The organism is Pseudomonas sp. SST3 (genome assembly GCF_003325755.1).
Genome location: NZ_QORI02000002.1, coordinates 85,069 through 104,454, shown reverse-complemented (window position 1 = coordinate 104,454; position 19,386 = coordinate 85,069). Strand labels below are relative to the sequence as shown.

Below are 19,386 nucleotides of genomic sequence, written 5' to 3'. Positions count from 1 at the left end.
TGCCTGAACATCATCGAATCAGTCTTGGAAGGCGACTCGGCCGTCCACGATAGTGTGGCGCACTGCGCCCGGCAGACAGTGGCCGATGAAGGGGCAATTGCGGCCTTTCGAGTGCCAGACTTCGCCGGCCAGCGTAGAGCCGCGCGGATCGAACAGAACCAGATCGGCAGCTTCGCCTACGGCCAGTCGTCCGACAGGCAGACGCATCGCGGCGGCCGGGCCGCTGCTCAGGCGAGCGAGTAGCGTCGGCAGGTCGAGCAGGCCATCTTCCACCAGCGTCAGAGCCAGCGGCAGGAGGATTTCCGCGCTGCTGATACCAGGCTCGGTTTCGCCGAAAGGTGCCTGTTTGGCGTCTGCTTCGTGGGGCTGATGGTGGCTGGATATCACCGAGATGACACCGGACCTGACGGCTTCACGCAGGCCTTCGCGGTCGGCTGCGCTGCGCAATGGCGGTTGCACGTGGTAAAGGCTGGAAAAGCCATGCAACGCCTCGTCGGTCAGAATCAGCTGATACATCGCCACATCGGCTGTGACCTGCAGACCGCGCGCCTGGGCTTCGGCGATCATCTGTGCACCGCGGGCTGTGGTGAGCTGGCTGAAGTGGGCGCGAACGCCGGTCTGCTCAACCAGTAGCAGGTTGCGCGCCAGTGCGATGGTCTCGGCGGTTTCGGGGATGCCGGCCAGGCCCAGGAAGGCTGCTGCGGGACCTTCGTGAGCCAGCCCGCCGGTGGCCAGGTCGGCGTCCTGCGAGTGAATGACGACCGTGAGGTCGAACGTCGCCGCGTATTCCAGAGCGCGGCTAAGGTTGCGATTGCTGTTGAAGTTGGTCAGGCCGTTGCCGAAGGCGACGCAGCCAGCATCGCGCAACGCCACCAGCTCGGCGAGCTGTTCACCCGCCAAATCGCGAGTCAGGGCGCCGATCGGGAAGACCTTGGCATGACCGGACTCGCGGGCGCGGTCGAGAATCAGCTCGGCAACCGCCGCGGTGTCCAGCACCGGCCGGGTGGCTGGTGGGCAGCACAGGCTGGTGATGCCGCCTGCCGTAGCGGCGAGTGTCTCGCTGGCGATGTTGCCCTTGCGGCTATAGCCCGGCTCGCGGAGGGCGACGGACAAATCGACCAGGCCGGGCGCGGCGACCAGACCCTGGGCGTCGATGGTGTGCGCTGCGCTGAAGCCTGCCGGCGCCTGGCCGATAGCAACGATCCTGGCGTCCTGGCAGTAGATATCGGTGACTTCATCGCGCCCGCTGGCAGGGTCGATCAGGCGTGCACCGAGGATTTGGGTTGGCATCAGTTCTGCTCCTCGGCTGCGTATTCGTTTTCGAGCTGCCGTTGGGCAGTCTGGCCACTCATCGCCATGGAAAGCACTGCCATACGGATTGCGATGCCATAGGTCACCTGGTTGAGAATGACCGACTGAGGGCCATCCGCCACTGCCGACTCGATCTCGACGCCACGGTTGATCGGCCCCGGATGCATAACGATGGCGTCCGGTTTGGCCAATGCCATGCGCTGCGTGGTCAGGCCGTAGAGGCGGTAGAACTCGCCCTCGCTGGGCAGCAGGCCACCTTGCATACGTTCACGTTGCAGGCGCAGCATGATCACCACGTCGACGTCGCGCAGGCCTTCGTTCATGTCGTGATAGATGCTGACGCCGTACTGCTCCAGGCCGACCGGCAGTAGCGTTTTCGGACCGATCACACGAATGTCCGGACAGCCGAGGGTCTTCAGGGCAAGCATGTTCGAGCGGGCCACCCGCGAATGCAGTATGTCGCCGACAATAGCCACCGACAGTTTCTCGAAGTCGCCCTTGTGTCGGCGAATGGTGAGCATGTCGAGCATGCCTTGGGTCGGATGCGCGTGGCGACCGTCACCGCCATTGATGACCGCCACATCGGGGCAAACCTGTTCCGCGATGAAATGCGCGGCGCCTGAATCGGCGTGGCGGACAACGAACATGTCGGCGGCCATGGCTTCAAGGTTGCGCAGCGTATCGGTGAGGGTTTCGCCCTTGCTGGTGGAAGAGGTCGAGACGTTCAGCGTGATTACGTCTGCCGATAGCCGCTGGGCCGCCAGTTCGAAGGTGGTGCGGGTGCGCGTGGAGTTTTCGAAGAAGACGTTGCAGACAGTTTTGCCGCGCAGTAGCGGGACCTTCTTGACTGCCCTGGCGCCGACCTCGAGAAAGGAGTCGGCGGTGTCGAGGATTTCGGTAAGCAGTGCGCGCGGCAGGCCATCCAGGGACAAGAAATGGCGCAACTGACCGTTGTCGTTCAGCTGTAGCGGGCGCTTGGCGTCGATAGGCGTCATCGCGAGGGTCTCAATTGGCGGAGGCGAGGGTCTGGAGCTCAAGTGCGAGCGGGGCGGGGCCAAGCAATTTGACGCGTTGGTCGGGTGGCAGAGATAGCGTCGCCCCGACCACGTCCGGTCGGATCGGCAGCTCGCGGGCGTTGAGGTCAAGCAGGCAGATCAGGCTGACGCTGGCGGGTCGGCCGTAATCGAACAGCTCGTTGAGTGCGGCGCGGACGGTTCGCCCGCTCATCAGCACATCGTCAATGAGCACCAGGTGTTGTCCATCGATTTCGAATGGCAGCGCCGAGGGGCGAACCTGCGGATGCAGGCCGTTCTGGGTAAAGTCGTCGCGATAGAAGGACACATCCAGCACACCGAGGGCTTCCTGTTTGCCGCGCAAGTCCAGCAGTGCCTGGGCGACCCAGACGCCGCCGGTATGGATGCCGATAAAGCGTGGCTCCAATATGTCGTGGCTGCTCAGGTGTTGCTCCAGTGCTGCGGCCATTTCCGGTAGCAGCTGATCAGGGTTCGGCAGGATCATTCGTTTCTCTCCTTGAAGCGGCTTTCAGGCGTTGTGCTGCGCGGTCAGCCAGCCTTCGAGTAAAAGGGCCGCGGCGAGGGCATCGACCGGGCGCTCGCGATAGCCACCTTGTTGTCCGCCGCGCAGGCGCTCGCCTTTGGCTTCGTAGGTTGTCAGGCGCTCGTCGTGGGTGTGTACCGGCAGATTGAACCGGCCGTTGAGGCGACGCGCGAACTTCTCCGCGCGAGCGCTCATCTCACTGGGACTGCCATCCATGTTCAATGGCAGGCCGACCACCAACGCATCGGGTTGCCATTCGCGTAATAACGCCTCGATCTGCGACCAGTCGGGCACACCGTTCTGTGCCTTGATCACGCAGAGTTCTCGTGCCTGGCCGGTGACCGCCTGGCCGACGGCGATGCCGATCTGCTTGGTGCCATAGTCGAAGCCCAGCAACAGGCGCAGGGCGCTCATGCGTGGCCGACCTGACTACTGAGCAGACCGAGGTCCACCCCTAGCGATGCAGCAGCGGCAGACAGGCGTTGCTCATGGGGCAGATCAAACAGGATATGCGGCTGCGCCGGGCAGCTCAGCCAGGCATTGTCGACCAGCTCCGCCTCAAGCTGGCCCGGCTCCCAGCCGGCGTAGCCGAGGGCGATGAAATGCTGTCTCGGGCCATATCCATCGGCAATGGCAAAAAGCACGTCCTGGGACGTGGTCACGCCTAGCTCGCCAAGTCCGAGCGTCGCCTGAAACTGGGCGTCGGATGGGTGCAGTACAAAGCCTCGGTCGGTCTGCACCGGGCCGCCGGAGAAGATCGATACCTGCTGGCTGCCAGGGTCGATGGGCTCCTCCGGGCGTAGTTGCTCAAGAATGTCGGCGAGATTCAGCCCGCTTGGACGATTGACGATGAGTCCCATTGCACCGTCCTGATTGTGCTCTATAAGGTAGATCAGTGCCTGGGCAAAGTTGGGATCTGCCATGTGTGGCATGGCAATCAGAAAGTGATGCTTGAGGTAGCTGGGCGAGGATGCGTTCATGGGCGCTAGCTTAAGCGTTGCGAGCAGGGTCGTGAAGCCGCTCAAGCTGGCTTGTCGCGCTCCCGAGGTTTCACGGCCTGCGCTTGATCGCCGATCAGCGGCTCGATAGCCGGTCGCCGCGCTCGAAACGCCAGGTCCTGATGATTTCGACCTGGTCAAATTTCTGCGCCAGCTCACCGGAGAAGGGTGCGAAGGGTGCTGCGAGCCTGACGATGCGCATGGCCGCCTCATCGAGCACTGTTTGGCCGGAGGATTCGAGCACCCGAAGCTCCTGTACCGCACCGTTGCGATCAATGATCACCAGCATGCGCAGGCTGCCATATATCTGTTGACGACGTGCTTCGTCGGGGTAGTTGAGGTTACCGATACGCTCAACTTTTTTGCGCCATTCGTCGCGGTACCAGGCGCTGATGTCGCGCATGGTAGCGGCGCTGTTCTGACGGCTGACCCGAGGCCGCTTGGCGTATTGCTCGACCTGCTGGGCCAGCTCCGCTTCGAGGCTGGCGATCTCCGCACTGAGCTGTGAGCTGTCATAGACGGGCGCCGGCTGTGCCTGGGGCTGCGGCTTGTTTTTCTGGGGTTTTACCGGGGTTTTGTCCGGTTGCGGCGCGCGGGTCGCCACGGCGGTCTTCGGTGCCTCGCTGCGCGTGCTCGGTGGTGGTGACGACGCCGGAGTCACCTTGCGTACCTGGGTGTCCTGAAACGGCGCCTGCTCGGTCGTTTTCGGCGACGCTTTATGTTCCAGTGTGCCGCTACCCTGCTGGTTGTCCTGTGCGAGGAAGTCGGCCTCTTTCGGCTTGTCTTCGCTTTTGAAGGTAGACAGGGTGATTTCCAGTGTCTTGCTGATCTGCTTCGGCTCGGATAGCGAGAAGCCGAGGCCGAGGATCAAGGCTGCATGCAACGCGGCGGCGAGAAATATCGTGAAGCCGAGACGATCCGCCGGACGGACGCCGGTATGGGCAGGAGTGGGTTGGCGTGTAGCGGCGTTCATCGCATTTCAGTCGGCTCGAAGTGCGCGCAGTCTGCCCAGCGTGACTGCAAAAGTCTATGAACCAGGCGGCAGCTTTGGTGAGTGAGTATGACGAGGGTAGCGGAGGCGGGTAGCCAGCATCCGCTTTGCCTGCGGCGGGTTGCGGCTGGTCCGGCGCGCCAGCCGCTGTGGCTTGCTAGGCGTTGTGCCGATCTTGCAGTTTCGTGGCGATAGCATCCATTAGGCGCTCGCCGATACGGGTATCGAACGCGTTATCGATCTCGCGAATGCAGGTCGGGCTGGTGATGTTGATCTCAGTAAGAAAATCGCCGATCACGTCCAGTCCGACGAACAGCAGGCCACGCTTTCGCAGCTCCGGCCCGACGATGCTCGCAATCTCTCTATCGCGATCGGACAACGGCTGAGCCACACCGCGTCCACCGGCGGCAAGATTCCCGCGGGTTTCGCCTGCCGCCGGGATGCGCGCCAGGCAGTAGGGCACCGGCTCACCATCGATCATCAGGATTCGCTTGTCGCCATCCTTGATGGCCGGGATGTAGCGCTGCGCCATGATCTGGCGACTGCCGTGCTCCGTCAGCACTTCGAGAATCACCGAAAGGTTCGGGTCGCCTTCGCGGTGTCGGAAAATCGAGGCACCGCCCATTTCATCCAATGGTTTGAGAATGATGTCACGCTGCTCGCGGGCAAACTCCCGCAGAATGTCGGACCGCCGACTGACAAGCGTCGGCGGCGTGAGTTGCGGGAACTGGGTAGCAAAGAACTTCTCGTTGCAATCGCGCAGGCTCTGCGGTCGGTTCACCACCAGCGAACCGGTTTGTTCGGCAAGCTCCAGCAGGTAGGTGGCATACACGTACTCGCTATTGAAGGGTGGGTCTTTGCGCATCAGGATGACGTCGAGCTCGGCCAGTGCGTTATCGACCTCTTCGTCCGCCTCGTACCAGTGTTGGGGGTCGTTGAAGACCTTGAGCGTGCGCATGCGGGCACGCGCTTCGCCGCCGAGCTGGTAAAGATCGCGCTGCTCCATGTAGTAGAGCGTCCAGCCGCGGGCCTGGGCAGCCAGCAACATGGCCAGCGAGCTGTCCTTCTTGAATGCGATCTGCGCGATTGGGTCCATGATGATCCCGACGCGAACAGTCATGTGATGATCTCCAACGAGGGGCAGGGCGGAGCTGCCAAGGCTTGAAATGTCGACGCAGATTGGCGGCGGTTGTGCGTTGGGTCAAGGAAAATCCCGCTGCTCCGGCGTCAGATAGCTTGCATTTGAGGAGTGTGCTAAAAAGGTCCGGCGATTGGGTGCAGCCCATCGATGACAGGGCCTCTGGCGCACTGACATAACGATAAACTACGACTCACCGAGGCGATGGTAGGGCGAAATGGAACAGCACTCCGAGGGCTTGAAGGTCATGGTGATCGACGATTCGAAAACGATTCGTCGCACCGCCGAAACGCTGCTGAAGAAAGTAGGTTGTGATGTGATCACGGCGGTGGATGGCTTCGATGCGCTCGCCAAAATCGCGGATAGTCACCCGCGCATCATTTTCGTCGATATCATGATGCCCCGACTGGATGGTTATCAGACCTGTGCGCTGATCAAGAACAACAGTTCTTTCAAGTCCACCCCGGTAATCATGCTGTCCTCCAAGGATGGCCTGTTCGACAAGGCCAAGGGGCGGATCGTGGGGTCGGATCAGTACCTCACCAAGCCTTTCAGCAAAGAAGAGTTGCTCGGTGCTATCAAGGCCCATGTGCCTGATTTCGCACCGGTAGAGCAAGTATCCTGAAGTTCGGCCCTGAGTGCCGCTGAAGCCTTTCCCACGGAGTAACCATGGCTCGCGTTCTGATTGTTGATGATTCGCCGACCGAAATGTACAAGCTGACTGCCATGCTGGAAAAGCATGGTCATGTCGTTCTGAAAGCCGAAAACGGTGCCGATGGCGTAGCGCTTGCTCGCCAGGAAAAACCGGACGCTGTGTTGATGGACATCGTTATGCCTGGCCTGAATGGTTTTCAGGCCACTCGCCAGCTGACCAAAGATGCTGAAACCAGTCACATTCCGGTAATCATTGTGACGACCAAGGACCAGGAAACCGATAAGGTCTGGGGCAAGCGTCAAGGTGCCAAAGATTACCTGACCAAACCAGTGGATGAAGCGACGCTGCTGAAGACTCTGAACGCCGTACTGGCCGGTTAATCGGCAGTTTCGTAATCCGGACAAGGGATGTTGCCAGCATGTCGGATACGCCTACGCCGTTTCAGCGACTTCTGGAAATCGATGCCCGTTGCCGAGCGTTGGCTGCCGGCCTGCCTTCGCAGCAGGAAGCCATCCAGACCTGGGCTGGCATCGGTTTTCGAATGGGGGGCCGTTTGTTTGTTGCCCCGATGGGGGAGGTCGGCGAAATACTCCATGAGCCCCGCTACACGCTGCTGCCCGGTGTAAAAGCCTGGGTGAAGGGTGTGGCGAATGTTCGCGGCAGACTGTTGCCGGTCATGGATCTGTGTGGGTATTTCGGTTTGGAGCTGTCGCCTCTGCGCAAGCAGCGGCGGGTTCTGGTGGTTGATCATCAAGAAGTGTTTGCGGGGCTGACGGTCGACGAAGTGTTCGGCATGCAGCATTTTCCGGTAGATGCTTTCTCCGAACAGCTGCCGCCGGTCGAGGCGTCGATTCAACCCTTTATTCATGGTGTGTTTCAGCGCGAGCAGCCGTGGCTGGTATTCAGTCCACACGCGCTTGCTGCGCATCAGACATTCCTGGACGTGGCGTATTGATTTAGGTGGGGTCGGCTAATGCCGGCCTTTTGGTTCTTGGAAGGAAACGTACGGGTGGTCCAGGCGGGGGCCGGAAAAATGAAAAAAATGAACGCAAATGCATTGCTGGCAGGGGTACGTAGCAATACGTTGATCGCCGGGCTATTTCTCCTTCTGATCGTGTCGATGGTGCTGTTGTTCGTGAACTTCGCGTACATCAATACCCAGGCTGACTATGACAATGAATACATCGGACACGCTGGCGAGCTGAGAGTTCTATCGCAGCGCATCGCGAAGAACGCGGTTGAAGCGGCTGCCGGTACGCCGGATGCGTTCGGCTCGCTGAAAGACGCACGAAACGACTTCAGCGAGCGCTGGGGCTATCTCTCCGAAGGCGATGAGAGCATCGGGTTGCCGGCGGTTCCGCAGTCGCTGCGGACCGAAGTCGCTGCGGTGCAGCAGGATTGGGATACCTTGCGGCAGAACACCGACGCAATTCTCGCCAGCGAACAAACCGTACTGTCCCTGCATCAGGTCGCGGCTACCCTCGCCGAAACCATTCCGCAGCTGCAGGTCGAGTACGAAGAGGTTGTCGATATTCTTCTGGAAAGTGGCGCTCCGGCGGCTCAGGTTTCCGTCGCGCAGCGTCAGTCACTGCTTGCCGAGCGTATTCTGGGTTCGGTGAACAAGGTGCTGTCCGGTGATCAGGATTCGGTTCAGGCGGCCGATATGTTCGGTCGCGATGCAAGCCTGTTCGGCCGCGTACTCAACGCGATGCTCGAAGGCAACGAAGCCATGGGCATCACTCGAGTCAACGACGTCGAGGCGCTGGATCGTCTGGCCGCGATTTCCGAACTGTTCCAGTTCGTATCGGGTTCGGTAGACGAGATTCTCGAAACCTCACCGGAGCTTTTTCAGGTCCGTGAGTCGTCGAACAGCATTTTCGAGGTTTCGCAAACCCTGCTCGACAAGACTTCGGTCCTGACCCAAGGGCTGCAAGGTCGTGCCGAAGCCCGCTACATCAATACCCTGGCGGGCTACGTCCTCGGTGCCCTAGCCCTTGCCTCGATCCTATTGATCGGCCTGGTCATGGTTCAGGAAACTCGTCGTCGATTGAGTGAGACGGCGGAAAAGAACGAGCGTAACCAGACGGCAATTCTGCGCTTGCTCGATGAGATCGGTGACCTGGCTGATGGTGACCTTACGGTAGCCGCCACGGTAACCGAGGACTTCACCGGTGCCATCGCCGACTCGATCAACTACTCCATCGACCAGTTGCGCGATCTGGTCGAAACGATCAACCAGACTGCCGTTCAGGTATCGGGCGCAGCCCAGGAGACCCAGGCAACCGCCATGCACCTGGCCGAGGCTTCCGAGCATCAGGCCCAGGAGATTGCCGGTGCCTCCGCAGCGATCAACGAAATGGCAGTGTCGATTGACCAGGTATCGGCCAACGCCGCGGAGTCCTCTGCGGTGGCGGAGCGGTCCGTAGCCATTGCCAACAAGGGCAACGAGGTGGTGCATAACACCATCACCGGCATGGATAACATCCGTGAGCAGATCCAGGACACGTCCAAGCGAATCAAGCGGCTTGGTGAATCGTCCCAAGAGATCGGTGACATCGTCAGCCTGATCAATGACATCGCCGACCAGACCAACATTCTTGCACTGAACGCCGCTATTCAGGCCTCGATGGCCGGCGACGCGGGCCGAGGCTTCGCTGTGGTTGCGGACGAAGTACAACGCCTCGCTGAACGTTCATCCGCTGCGACCAAGCAGATCGAAGCGCTGGTCAAGACTATTCAGACGGACACCAACGAAGCCGTTATCTCCATGGAGCAGACCACTTCCGAAGTGGTTCGAGGCGCTCGCCTGGCCCAGGATGCGGGTGTCGCGCTGGAAGAGATTGAGAAGGTATCCAAGAGCCTTGCAGCCCTGATTCAGAACATCTCCAACGCCGCCCGCCAGCAGGCTTCGTCGGCCGGCCACATCTCCAACACCATGAACGTCATCCAGGAAATTACCTCGCAGACCTCCTCGGGTACCACCGCTACCGCTAAGAGCATTGGTAACCTCGCGAAGATGGCCAACGAAATGCGCCATTCGGTTTCCGGCTTCACCTTGCCGGAAACGCAGGATCAGGCCTGACTGAGAGCGCAGCGGCCGGAAGGTCGCTGTGAAAGTTCATGAGTAAGGGGCAGGGCATGCAGCCAAGTGTCGACTGGTCACTCAGACCCTTGGCCGATATGTCGTCAGCGGAATTTCATGACTGGCAAGCCTTGCTCGAAGAGCGGTCCGGCATGGTGGTTACCGAACAACGTCGAATATTCCTGCAGGCGAACCTGAGCAGCCGCATGCGCGAAGTCGGAGTGACGGATTACGCCAGCTATTACCGCCAGGTCACCGATGGTCCTCGGGGCGCGGTGGAATGGTCAACGCTGATGGATCGCTTGACGGTCCAGGAAACCCGCTTTTTTCGACATCCGCCGTCGTTCGCGCTGCTTTCGGCCTACATGCAGCAGCGGTGCGAGTCGCGCGCTGCTGCACGGCCCTGGTCGTTGTGGAGTGTGGGGTGCGCAAGCGGCGAGGAGACCTATTCACTGGCGATCTGCGCGGCGGAAGCGCTGTCGGCCGAAGTCGGTGACGGGCAGTACGGGGTGATCGGCACCGATATCAGCCTCAGCGCGCTGGGCCGGTCACGGGATGGCCTCTACAGTCGTCGTCGACTCGAGCAGATGGCACCTGACCTGTGCGCTCGGTATTTCCAGCCAATGCCGGACGGTCGCTTCCAGGTGACGCCCAGCCTTGCTGCGCGTGTGTGCTTTGCCAGACTTAACGTGCTGGAGCTGAACGGTGCGCCTATGTCCGATATGGACGTCATTTTTTGTCAGAACCTGTTGATCTACTTTCGTCGCTGGCGCCGCCGCGAAATCCTCAATCATCTGGTCGAGCGCCTGGCGCCGGGAGGATTGCTGGTTATCGGTGCAGGTGAGGTAGTTGGCTGGCAGCATCCAGAACTGGTGCCGGTAGCTGATAGTCAGGTTTTGGCCTTTACCCGGAAATGTTTATGAGCGGAGTCGCTATGGGTGATCGGCACGATTATGTCGCCCTGGAGTGGGTGAAAGGCGAGATTGCCGAAACGCTGAAGCAGGCGCGACAGGCCTTGGAAGCGTTCGTCGAAAACCCGCAAGACTCGACGCGGATGCGCTTCTGCCTGACCTACGTGCATCAGGTGCACGGCACCTTGCAGATGGTCGAGTTCTACGGTGCTGCATTGCTTGCCGAGGAAATGGAGCAACTCGCCCGAGCCTTGCTGGACGAGCGCGTCGCCAGCCAGGCCGAGGCGCTTGAAGTGCTGATGCAGGCGATTCTGCAGATGCCGGTATATCTGGATCGCATCCAGAGTGCCCGCCGTGATCTGCCGATGGTCGTGCTGCCTCTGCTCAACGATCTGCGTGCTGCGCGGGGCGAGAAGCTGCTTTCGGAAACCAGCCTGTTCTCGCCCGATATGTCGGCCCGGACGCCGGCCCTGTCGGGTGAGTTCCTGGCTCAGCGGCAGACCTCCGATCTCCCCGGCTTGCTTCGTAAGCTGCGGCAGATGTTGCAGGTGGCGCTGGTTGGGGTGATTCGCAACCAGGATCTCCCCACCAATCTCGGGTACATGGCGCGGGTTTTCGCGCGTCTGGAGATGCTCTGCAAGGATGCACCGCTGGGTGCGCTGTGGCAGATCGCATCGGGCGTGGTCGAAGGCATGGCCAGCGGCGCGGTCGCTAACGGCACTACGATTCGCAACTTGTTGCGCCAGGTTGACAGAGAACTCAAGCGACTAGTGGCGCAGGGTGCCGACGGGATTAACCAGGCCGCACCGGACGAGCTGACCAAGAATCTGCTGTTTTATGTCGCTAAGGCACCCTCGCATTCTCCCCGTATTCAGGCGTTGAAAGCCGAATACAGCCTGGACGATGCGTTACCCGACAGCGCCGTGGTCGATGAGGAGCGTGCCCAGTTGGCCGGTCCGGACCGTGGGGCCATGCGTTCGGTTGTGGCTGCGCTGTGCGAGGAGCTGGTCAGGGTGAAGGACAGCCTGGATCTGTTCGTACGCAGCGATCGCATGGGGCTCGCCGAGCTCGCCGCGCTGCAGCCGCCGCTCAAGCAGATTGCCGACACGCTTGCGGTGCTGGGTTTCGGCCAGCCACGCCGGATCATTCTCGATCAGATCGGATTGATCGACGTTTTGGCGCAAGGGCAACAGCAGGCCGATGATGCAGCGCTGATGGATGTTGCGGGTGCGCTGTTGTATGTCGAGGCGACGTTGGCTGGCATGGTCGGGGGCACGTCTGACGAGCGAGGCGAAGAAAGCCATGTGCCGACTACCGACGTTGCCCAGATTCATCAGCTGGTTATTCGCGAAGCGCGTACGGGACTTGAACAGGCCAAGGACGCCATCATCGAATTCATCGCTTCTCAGTGGAATCATCAACATCTCGCTCGAGTGCCGGAGCTGCTGACGCAATCGCGCGGTGGGCTGGCGATGGTCCCGCTTGCGCGTGCCGCCGCCCTGCTGGAGGCCTGCAATCGTTATATACAAGAGCAACTGCTCGAGCCTCAGGCGATTCCGGATTGGCAGAGCCTGGATACGCTCGCCGATGCGATAACCAGCGTCGAGTATTACCTTGAGCGCCTTAGCGAGGACTGTGGATCGCAGGGTGATCTGATTCTCGACGTGGCCGAAGAAAGCCTCGAGACGCTGGGCTATCCATTGCGCGAGCAGCCGGTGCTGAAGCACCGCGACGAGCTCAGTGCTGAGGCAGATCTCACGCTGTCCGATCCGCTGGACGAGATCGAAGTGTTGCCGGAGCCAGGCCTGGAGCACTCTGACAACTGGCAGTCGGATCAAGACAAACTGCAATCCGGTGATACATCGGCTGAGGACCTGGCAGCCGGTGAAGCCGAGTTCTTCATTGATTGGAATGACGAAGAACACAGCGACCACGGCGATGACGCAATCGAGTCCAATGTTACCGCTTGGCCGAGTGAGACCATCGAGCTCACCGAGCCTGAGCTTGCGCGCCCTGTGACGGTTGATGACCTTTCGGAGCAGGCAGGGGACGATTCGCTCGGTTATACGGTGGATTGGAGTGAAGCTGAAATGGCTGAGCTCGATATGCCCGAGGTGATACTGCCTGAACCGGTCGAGCAGCCAGCCGCGGCGCAACCGGCAATGAGCATGGAAGACGTCATGGCGGCGCCGGTCGTCTCGATCAATCCCCCTGCACAGAATGTCCCGCAGAGCTTGCTGCCGCCGCCGGAAGGCGAGGAGCCGGTTGATGAGGACCTGCTTGAGGTCTTCATCGAGGAAGCGGCAGAGGTGCTCGAAACCATTGGTGAGTATTTGCCCCGGTGGTACACCGACGCCTCGGATAAGGAGGCGCTTGGTGAGGTTCGGCGAGCCTTCCACACGCTCAAGGGCAGCGGACGCATGGTGCGCGCGCTGGTTATCGGTGAATTGGCGTGGTCGGTGGAAAACCTGCTCAACCGTGTCCTCGACCGCAGTGTCGAGGCGAGTGATGCGGTGAAGAAGCTCGTGACCGATGTGGTCGCGCTGATGCCTGCTCTGGTCGACGAGTTCGCTGCCAAGGCGCAACGCCAGCGCGACGATGTCGATCGATTGGCGGCCAACGCCCATGCGCTGGCAAAAGGTCAGCCGACCGATCCTGATCCGCAAGGTGGTGATGCGCTCGATGCGCCACAGGAATCGGTCAACGAAGACGTGCTGGACCCGCAGCTGCTGGAAATCTTCCGCAACGAGGCGGAATCCCATCTCACCACATTGGTCGATTTTCTCGCCGATTGTGCGCAGCGTCTTCCTCAGCCAGTGACTGACGCGTTGCAGCGAGCGCTGCATACGCTGAAGGGCAGCGCGCATATGGCGGGCATCCTGCCCGTGGCGGAAATTGCCACTCCGCTGGAAAAGATGGTCAAGGAGTTCAAAGCCAATCTGATCCCAATGGATCTGGCCGAAGCGGAGCTGCTACACGCGGCCGAGCAGCTCCTGCGACGTGGACTGGAGAACCTAGAGCTCGATCCGTTGGCCCCGATCAAAGGTGCCGAGGAGCTCATCGCTCACGTCCATGCACTGCACCAGGCTCGGCTGGCGGACGCTGGCGAACGTGGGGACAACCAACAGGGAGAGCCTCGCGATCCCGGCATGATTGCACTGTTCCTGTCCGAAGGCATGAATATTCTGCTGGATGCCGAAGACCTGCTGCAGAGCTGGCGCGAGCATCCTGCCGAACGCCAAGAGTTGACCGCACTGCTGGAAGAGCTTACGACGCTCGGCCTCGGTGCGCAGATGGCCGATCTTCCGCAGATCGACGCGCTGTGTCAGGTGCTGCTCAATCTGTATGCAGTCGTGCAGGATGGCCGCCTCGCGGTTAGCGCGCGGTTCTTTGATGACGTTGAAGAGGGTCACGAGACGCTGGTCGGCATGATGGACCAGGTTGCTGCGGGCCTGCAGGTCACGGGGCAGCCCGAACTGGTGGCTCGGCTGCAGAACCTTCTAGCCGAGGCGATTGATCCATATGCATACGAGCTGCCGGCCGACGAAATACAGCCGGACTCCGTCGCCATTACCACTTCGGTTGGCGACGTAGCTCAGAGTACCGCCGAAGCCGAAGCCGAAGCCGAAGCCGAAGCCGAAGCCTGGCCTGCCGAGGCCAGCTCGGAGATGGACGAGCTGGACGAAGAAATGGTCGAGATATTTCTCGACGAAGCCGTCGATTTGCTGGAAAGCGCGGGTGGCGCGCTGGAACGCTGGCTGGGAGATTCGTCCAACCAATTGGCGCTCTCCGCCCTGCTGCGTGACCTGCATACTCTCAAGGGTGGCGCGCGGATGGCCGAGATCCGGCCGATCGGCGATCTGGCCCATGAGCTCGAAACCCTTTATGAAGGGTTATCCGATGGTCGCTACGTGCATGCCGACGATCTCGCGACGCTGTTGCTGCGCAGCCACGATCAGCTTGCAGTGCAGCTGGAGCAGCTCCAGGCGCACAAGCCAATGGATGACGCAGTGGGGCTCATCGAGCGTATTCGGGCCTATCGGCAGGGCGTCACGCCGGCCTTCGAGAACGGCGCTACCGCACTCGAGCAAGCGATAACCTCGTCCGAGGACGCACAAGACATGGTGCCGGGCGATGAGCATGCGCTTCTGGAGCCGGCGGACCTGATTGACGAGTCCCTGCGCATTCCCGATGCGGAGGCAGCGATCGACTCGGATATCGGTCAGGCAGAGGGCAAAGGCACACCGGACGGTGCGCTCGCCAGCGAACCTGGAAACCCTGACGAAGAGATACCAGAAGTTGCGGCAGAGGCTCTCGAGTCCGAAGCGCTCGAGCAACCCAAGGCGCAGGTGCCTCCAGCCATCGGAGAGCCCGCCACGACCGAGGCCACCGATTGGGAGAACCGTGATCCCGAACTGGTGGAGATCTTCCTGGAGGAAGGTTTCGACATCATCGAGCGCGCCGGCGCATCGCTGCAGCGCTGGATGGAAGACGTTGGCAATAGCTTTGAAATTGAAGCGCTACAACGGGATCTGCATACGCTCAAAGGCGGAGCGCGGATGGCGGACATACGTGAGATCGGTGATCTCGCGCATGAACTGGAGTATCTCTACGAGGGGCTGTGCGCCGGTAGTTATCGCGCAAGCCCGGCACTGTTTACACTGCTACAGACCTGCCATGACCGGCTCGCGGCGATGCTCGATGCCGTTCGTGCGTACCGCGAGCTGCCCGGCGGGCAGGATCTGATCGAAACCATCCGGCAGTTTCGAGCGAGCCCTGAAGAACAACTGAGCATGCCTAGCAGCGTTGCCTTGACAGCGGCTCAGGATGCCGCGCAGGACGCCGCCGAATCGGAGATCCTGGACATCTTCGTCGAAGAGGCTGATGAACTGCTTGAGGAGATGGAAACCGCGCTGGGACGCTGGGAGGCTACACGTGACGGCACAGCTCCCCTGGTCGACATGATGCGCGTGCTGCATACGCTGAAGGGCGGCGCGCGCCTGGCTGCCCAAGGTCGCCTGGGCGACATGGCCCATGACCTCGAGCAGCGCCTCAGTGAGGCGCAACAGCATGGCGGTGCCTGGACGGATAGCCTGTTCCTGGATGTACAGGGCGGCTATGACGGCTTGATGAAGGAAGTGGAATCGATGCGCTCGCGCTTGTCGAGCGATACCGCTACCGATGAGCAGCCGCAGGAGCATGATCAGGACGATCATCCCGCCTCTTCCGTCATTACGCTCGAAACGCCTATCGTCGCCGCCAGTGCTCAGGCGCCGGTCACCAATGCGCCGGCGAAGGTTTTGCCTTTCATTCGTCGCGCCGAGCAGGCCGCGCTGGACGCCGCGTCTCGTCGTGCGCCGCAGGAACTGGTGAAGGTACCGGCCGACCTGTTGGAAGGGCTGGTCAACCTGGCGGGCGAAACCTCAATTTTCCGCGGGCGGGTCGAGCAACAGGTCAGTGACGTAGGCTTCACGTTGGGCGAGATGGAAGCCACTATCGAGCGGGTACGTGATCAATTGCGGCGGCTGGATACCGAAACCCAGGCGCAGATCCTCAGCCGCTATCAGGCCGAAGCGGAGCGCGCGGGGTACGATGATTTCGATCCGTTGGAAATGGATCGTCATTCGCAGCTCCAGCAGCTTTCCCGCGCGTTGTTCGAGTCGGCTTCCGACCTATTGGACCTGAAGGAAACCCTGGCTGCACGTAACCGCGATGCCGAAACCCTGCTGCTGCAGCAGGCGCGGGTCAATACCGAGCTTCAGGAAGGCCTCATGCGCACGCGCATGGTTCCCTTTGATCGGCTGGTGCCGCGCCTGCGCCGGATCGTCCGTCAGGTCGCTGGCGAGCTGGGCAAGCAAGTCGAATTTCATGTCGGCAATGCCACGGGTGAGATGGACCGCAGTGTCCTGGAGCGCATCGTCGCGCCGCTGGAGCACATGCTCCGAAATGCTGTCGACCATGGTATCGAAACCGCAGCCAAGCGTGTGGCGACCGGCAAGCCCGAGCAGGGCAACATTCGTCTCGATCTGAGCCGTGAAGGTGGCGACATCGTTCTGGCGTTGAGCGACGACGGAGCGGGCATCAATCTCGAAGCCGTTCGTCGTAAGGCAATTGAGCGTGGACTGATGCAGCCCGGCAACGACCTGTCGGACCATGAGGTCCTGCAGTTCATTCTCGAGGCGGGATTCTCCACGGCCGAGCAGGTCAGCCAGATATCCGGCCGTGGCGTCGGCATGGACGTGGTGCACTCGGAGGTCAAACAGCTCGGTGGCTCCATGAGCATCGAGTCGAAGCTCGGCAGCGGTACGCGCTTCCTGATCCGCCTGCCGTTTACCGTATCGGTCAATCGGGCGCTGATGGTGTACTCCGGGGAGGACCTGTATGCGATCCCTCTAAATACCATCGAAGGTATCGTGCGGGTGTCGCCATACGAGCTGGAAGCCTACTACCAGCCGGGCGCATCGCGTTTCGAGTATGCGGGTCAGACCTACGAGTTGCGCTATCTCGGCGAGTTGCTGAACAACGGTCAAAGGCCCAAGCTGGTCGGCCAGAGCTTGCCCTTGCCGGTCATCCTGGTGCGCTCGAATGAACACAGTGTGGCGGTCCAGGTCGACAGCCTGGCTGGCTCGCGCGAAATCGTGGTGAAGAGCCTGGGTCCACAGTTTGCCACCGTGCCGGGGATTTCCGGTGCGACCATTCTTGGTGATGGTCGGGTGGTGGTGATTCTTGACCTGCTCGCGACCATCCGTGTCCTGCATGCGCACCTGCTCACGCAGCTGCAACCGCTGCGCCTGCTTGGCGAGGATGAGCCGGCGGAGGTCGAAGTTGATCGGCCAACGCTGGTGATGGTGGTGGATGATTCGGTCACCGTGCGCAAGGTAACCAGCCGCCTGCTGGAGCGGAACGGGATGAACGTACTGACCGCCAAGGACGGCGTCGACGCCATCACCCAGCTGCAGGAGCGCAAGCCGGACATCATGTTGCTGGACATCGAAATGCCACGCATGGACGGTTTCGAAGTGGCGACCCTGGTGCGCCACGATGAACACCTGAAGGATCTGCCGATCATCATGATCACCTCGCGTACCGGTGAAAAGCATCGGGATCGGGCAATGGGCATCGGTGTCAACGAGTACCTCGGCAAGCCATATCAGGAATCTCTGCTGCTTGAGACGATCCAGCAACTGGTCAAACGCCATGAGTGAAATCGTTGCGGCACGCATCGGCGTGGTCGCCGACACCTCGCTGCAACGGCATGTGCTGCAGCAGGCCTTGAGCGCCAACGGCTACAAGGTAGTGCTCAACAGCGACCCTGCGAAGCTGGAGGAAGCGGACCTGATGGCGGTGGAAGCCGACCTATGGCTCGTCGATCTGGCTCAGACGGAAGATTCGCCCTTGGTGAACGCGCTGCTCGAGCGAGACAGTTGCCCGGTTCTGTTTGGAGAGGGGCATGCCCCAGAGCGCCACTCGGAGCACTATCCTCGTTGGGAGCGGCGCTTGTTTGGCAAGCTGAAACGGTTGGTTGGTGATCCATCACGGGCTGTCGGCCCACGCCTTGAAGTGTTGCGTGAGGACGCGGAACGCCCTGCGCGCCTGCAATTGCCCAGGGCGCTGGCCAATGCCGATTCGATGACGGGCGAACCTGCTCGTGAGGTTTGGTTGCTGGCGGCATCGCTGGGCGGCCCGGAAGCGGTAAAGGCGTTTCTCGATGCGTTGCCGGGCGGCTTGCCGATTGGCTTCGTCTACGCTCAGCATATCGAGGCGAGTTTCGAGTCGGCACTGTCGCAAGTGGTGGGCCGGCACAGCCAATGGAATGTCAATCCGAGCCGGGAAAACGATTCGATTCGCTGCGGTGAAGTCGTGGTGGCGCCCATCACTCAGGAGATGGGCTTCGGCAAGGATGGCACCATGTCACTTAGCGGACGTAGCTGGCCCGAGCCCTACAGCCCTTCCATCGACCAGATGATGCTCAACCTGGCGCAGCAATTCGGCAACCGCTGTGGCGTCATTGCCTTCAGCGGCATGGGCAGCGATGGCAATGCGGCGGCTGCCTATGTGCTGCGCCAAGGTGGCAGAGTCTGGACCCAGCGCGCCGACTCCTGCGTCTGTTCGAGCATGCCGGACTGTCTTCGCGAGGGCGGCTACAGCTCACTTAGTGGCGATCCGCGCGAGCTGGCGCAGGCCCTGGTCAATCATTTCGCGCAACAGGCCAATCAGCCTGTCGTGGCTTTGCAATTGGATACCCCATGAGTCAATCCGCTATCACTCAGGATTCTTCCGCCAGTATCACCGGCCTGCTGGTGCCTTTGGCTGACCGCACCCTGCTGTTGCCCAACGTCGCCGTCGCCGAGCTGATTCCCTATCGCACCCCGCAATCCACTCAAGGCATGCCGTCGTGGTTTCTCGGACAGGTCACCTGGCGCGACCTGACGTTGCCGCTGCTGTCGTTCGAGGCAGCGTCCAACGGGCAGCCCGAAACGGGTTCACAGGCGCGAGTGGCGGTGCTCAACGCCTTGGGCGGACGCGATCATGTGAAATTTATCGCCTTGCTGGTGCAGGGCATTCCTCGCTCGATCAAGGTTGACCCGAGCCTGGCACGCTCGGACGTGGCGCTCGCGCCGCTCGAGTTGGATGCGGTCAACCTCGGTGACGTACAAGCGCGGATCCCGGACCTGGTCGCGCTGGAGCAGAAACTGGCGGATGCTGGGTTGATTTGATACGCCCGCTTAGCTCGGCTTCTGCG

The 19,386-nt window shown here is 61.1% G+C and carries 15 protein-coding genes; 8 read left to right on the top strand and 7 right to left on the bottom strand.

Annotation, left to right across the window (positions count from 1 at the left end):
* Positions 1-18: 18 nt before the first annotated feature.
* The 7 genes from DQ405_RS02655 to gshB all read right to left on the bottom strand — a co-directional run bounded on the left by DQ405_RS02655 (position 19) and on the right by gshB (position 5,977).
* Positions 19-1,290, bottom strand: a complete 1,272-nt coding sequence (locus DQ405_RS02655) for a dihydroorotase (protein ID WP_168422811.1) — start codon at positions 1,288-1,290, stop codon at positions 19-21.
* Complete coding sequence (locus DQ405_RS02650; RefSeq protein WP_168422810.1) at positions 1,290-2,306, bottom strand: aspartate carbamoyltransferase catalytic subunit; 1,017 nt, start codon at positions 2,304-2,306, stop codon at positions 1,290-1,292. Before DQ405_RS02650 ends, DQ405_RS02655 begins: the two co-directional genes overlap by 1 nt.
* 10 nt (positions 2,307-2,316) lie before the next feature.
* On the bottom strand, positions 2,317-2,829 hold the full coding sequence (gene pyrR, locus DQ405_RS02645; RefSeq protein WP_168422809.1) for a bifunctional pyr operon transcriptional regulator/uracil phosphoribosyltransferase PyrR: 513 nt from the start codon (positions 2,827-2,829) through the stop codon (positions 2,317-2,319).
* A gap of 24 nt (positions 2,830-2,853) precedes the next feature.
* Positions 2,854-3,282 (bottom strand): Holliday junction resolvase RuvX, encoded by a 429-nt coding sequence (gene ruvX / locus DQ405_RS02640; protein WP_168422808.1) that lies wholly within the window; start codon positions 3,280-3,282, stop codon positions 2,854-2,856.
* Positions 3,279-3,848: a YqgE/AlgH family protein gene (locus DQ405_RS02635; protein WP_168422807.1), complete on the bottom strand. Its 570-nt coding sequence runs from the start codon at positions 3,846-3,848 to the stop codon at positions 3,279-3,281. The genes ruvX and DQ405_RS02635 overlap by 4 nt, the downstream gene beginning before the upstream one ends.
* Before the next feature lie 94 nt (positions 3,849-3,942).
* Positions 3,943-4,839: an energy transducer TonB gene (locus DQ405_RS02630; RefSeq protein ID WP_168422806.1), complete on the bottom strand. Its 897-nt coding sequence runs from the start codon at positions 4,837-4,839 to the stop codon at positions 3,943-3,945.
* Positions 4,840-5,014: 175 nt separating this feature from the next.
* Complete coding sequence (gene gshB, locus DQ405_RS02625) at positions 5,015-5,977, bottom strand: glutathione synthase (protein WP_168422805.1); 963 nt, start codon at positions 5,975-5,977, stop codon at positions 5,015-5,017.
* A 235-nt stretch (positions 5,978-6,212) separates the two neighbouring features.
* Here gshB and pilG point away from each other — a divergent pair, with 235 nt between their 5' ends.
* From pilG to DQ405_RS02585, 8 genes are all read left to right on the top strand, one after another.
* Complete coding sequence (gene pilG, locus DQ405_RS02620; protein WP_019339789.1) at positions 6,213-6,620, top strand: twitching motility response regulator PilG; 408 nt, start codon at positions 6,213-6,215, stop codon at positions 6,618-6,620.
* 44 nt (positions 6,621-6,664) lie between these two features.
* Entirely contained in the window at positions 6,665-7,030 is a 366-nt protein-coding gene (gene pilH / locus DQ405_RS02615) for a twitching motility response regulator PilH (protein ID WP_021206021.1), read from the top strand.
* A 38-nt stretch (positions 7,031-7,068) separates the two neighbouring features.
* Positions 7,069-7,605 (top strand): chemotaxis protein CheW, encoded by a 537-nt coding sequence (locus DQ405_RS02610; RefSeq protein ID WP_168422804.1) that lies wholly within the window; start codon positions 7,069-7,071, stop codon positions 7,603-7,605.
* A gap of 78 nt (positions 7,606-7,683) precedes the next feature.
* A complete protein-coding gene (locus DQ405_RS02605; protein WP_168422803.1) occupies positions 7,684-9,732 on the top strand; it encodes a methyl-accepting chemotaxis protein in 2,049 nt (682 codons plus the stop codon).
* 56 nt (positions 9,733-9,788) lie between these two features.
* On the top strand, positions 9,789-10,655 hold the full coding sequence (locus tag DQ405_RS02600; RefSeq protein WP_168422802.1) for a CheR family methyltransferase: 867 nt from the start codon (positions 9,789-9,791) through the stop codon (positions 10,653-10,655).
* A gap of 11 nt (positions 10,656-10,666) precedes the next feature.
* On the top strand, positions 10,667-17,848 hold the full coding sequence (locus DQ405_RS02595) for an Hpt domain-containing protein (protein ID WP_168422969.1): 7,182 nt from the start codon (positions 10,667-10,669) through the stop codon (positions 17,846-17,848).
* The gene (locus DQ405_RS02590) at positions 17,841-18,893 is read left to right on the top strand and encodes a chemotaxis protein CheB (protein ID WP_168422801.1); all 1,053 of its coding nucleotides are present in this window, start codon (positions 17,841-17,843) and stop codon (positions 18,891-18,893) included. Before DQ405_RS02595 ends, DQ405_RS02590 begins: the two co-directional genes overlap by 8 nt.
* Positions 18,890-19,360, top strand: coding sequence for a chemotaxis protein CheW (locus tag DQ405_RS02585; RefSeq protein WP_168422800.1), 471 nt, complete (start codon positions 18,890-18,892; stop codon positions 19,358-19,360). Before DQ405_RS02590 ends, DQ405_RS02585 begins: the two co-directional genes overlap by 4 nt.
* Positions 19,361-19,386 lie beyond the last annotated feature (26 nt).